The sequence below is a fragment of the Kitasatospora sp. NPDC059648 genome (assembly GCF_042734825.1).
Lineage (GTDB): Bacteria > Actinomycetota > Actinomycetes > Streptomycetales > Streptomycetaceae > Kitasatospora.
In genome coordinates, this window is record NZ_JBHWDU010000210.1 from 1 (window position 1) to 2,307 (window position 2,307).

At 73.9% G+C, this 2,307-nt stretch carries 2 protein-coding genes; both read right to left on the bottom strand.

The window, feature by feature from the left end:
- The coding region (locus tag ACFV1W_RS40475) for a type I polyketide synthase (protein ID WP_380422564.1) at positions 1-1,577 on the bottom strand (1,577 nt) is incomplete at its 3' end.
- A gap of 67 nt (positions 1,578-1,644) precedes the next feature.
- Positions 1,645-2,307: phosphopantetheine-binding protein (locus ACFV1W_RS40480; RefSeq protein ID WP_380422566.1), on the bottom strand; the 663-nt coding region annotated here is incomplete at its 5' end.

The window sequence follows — 2,307 nt, forward strand, 5'->3', positions numbered from 1 at the left end:
GCCCGCGACAGCGCCAGCGAATACCCGACGTCCACCGGCGACAGCTCCGGCCGCTCCCCGACGAACGCCGCAAGCCGCGCCGCCTGGTCGCGCAGCGCGGCCTCGGTCTTGCCCGACACCACCCACGGCACCGGAGCGTCGACCGTCACCTCGACGGCCTCGACGGCCTTCTCGGCGGGCGCCTGCTCCAGGATCACATGCGCGTTGGTGCCGCTGATACCGAAGGACGACACCGCCGCCCGGCGCGGACGCCCGACCTCGGGCCACGGGCGGCCTTCGGTCAGCAGCTCCACCGAACCCGCCGACCAGTCGACCTTCGTCGACGGCCGGTCCACGTGCAGGGTCTTCGGCATGACACCCTCACGCAGCGCCATCACCATCTTGATGATGCCGCCCGCGCCGGCCGCCGCCTGGGTGTGGCCGACGTTGGACTTGAACGAGCCGATCCACAGCGGCTCACCGCCCTCGCGGCCCTGGCCGTACGTGGCCAGCAGCGCCTGCGCCTCGATCGGGTCGCCCAGCGTGGTGCCGGTGCCGTGCGCTTCCAGCAGGTCCACGTCGGCCGTGGAGAGGCCTGCGTTGCTCAGCGCCTGGCGGATCACCCGCTGCTGCGACGGGCCGTTCGGCGCCGTCAGACCGCTGCTCGCGCCGTCCTGGTTGACGGCCGAACCCCGTACCACCGCAAGGACCTTGTGCCCGTTGCGCTGCGCGTCCGACAGCCGCTCCAGCAGCAGCATGCCGACACCCTCGGAGAAGCCGGTGCCGTCGGCCGCGTCCGCGAAGGCCTTGCAGCGACCGTCGAGGGCGAGGCCCCGCTGCCGCGTGAACTCCAGGTAGGTGCCGGGCGTGGCCATGACGGTCGCGCCGCCCGCGAGGGCGAGCGTGCAGTCGCCGTTGCGCAGGGCCTGCGCGGCCAGGTGCAGGGTCACCAGGGAGGAGGAGCAGGCCGTGTCGACGGTCACCGCCGGGCCCTCCAGGCCCAGGGTGTACGAGACGCGGCCGGATGCCACGCTGCCGGAGCCGCCTGTGCCGAGGAAGCCCTCGATCCCCTCGGGGAGGCCTTCCTGCGCGGGGGACGGCGTGTAGTCGGTGTTGTTCATGAGGCCCGCGAACACACCGGTCCGGCTGCCGCGCACCGACTCGGGGTCGATGCCGGCCCGCTCGAACGCCTCCCAGGAAGCCTCCAGCAGCAGCCGCTGCTGGGGGTCCATGGCGAGCGCCTCGCGCGGCGAGATCCGGAAGAAGTACGGGTCGAACTCCCCCGCGTCGTGCAGGAATCCGCCCTGCGGGACACGCGTCCCGCCGGGGCCGTCCTCGCCCTCGGCCTCGTCGAAGGTCAGGGCCGCCAGGTCCCAGCCGCGCTCGGCCGGGACCTCGCTGATGCCGTCCTCACCGTCGACCACGAGCTGCCACAGCCCCTCGGGCGTGGTCACACCGCCCGGGTAGCGGCAGGCCATGCCGATGATCGCGATGGGCTCGCGGTCCTTGTCCTCCGCCTCGCGCAGGCGGCGGCGGGTCTCGCGCAGGTCGGCCGTCGCCCGCTTGAGGTAGTCGACCAACTTCTCTTCGTTCGACACTGGGGTCACTCCACTGTGAGGGCTGCGGCAGGGGCTGCGGCGGGCGTGGTTACGGGCGGCTGCGGGCTCACTGGCCGAGCTCGTTGTCGAGGAGGTCGAACAGCTCGTCCGCGGTCACCGACTCCAGGGAGTCGGCCTCGTCCGTGCCGTCCGCCTCGGCCTGGGCTCCGGTCCAGCGCGACATCACGGCCCGCAGGCGGGCGGTGATTCCGGAGCGCTCGTCGGAACCGGTGTCGGAACCGTTCGCGATCGCCGCGAGCAGCGACTCCAGCTTGTCGAGCTCCGAGTGGACGGACTGGGCGGCCGTCGCGTCCGTCGCCGCGCCGAGCTCCGCCGCCAGGTAGTCGGCCACACCGGCCGGGGCCGGGTAGTCGAAGATCAGCGTGGCGGGCAGGCGCAGTCCGGTCGCCTTGCCGAGCCCGTTGCGCAGCTCGATGGCGGTGAGCGAGTCGACGCCCAGCTCCAGGAAGCCGCGCTTCGGGTCGATGTCGTCCGGGCCCGCGAAGCCGAGGACGGCCGCGGTGCGGGTCCGGACGAGGTCGAGCAGCAGGGCGCCGCGCTCCTCCGGCGCCAGGCCGGCCAGACGCTCCGCGAGCGACTCCGTGCTCACCGCCCCGGTCTGCTCCCCGGCCGCGGCGCGGCGGGCGGGGGTGCGGACCAGGGCCCGCAGCAGCGGCGGGACGCCGGTGGTGGCGGCCTGCCGACGGACGCCCGCCAGGTCCAGCCGGAC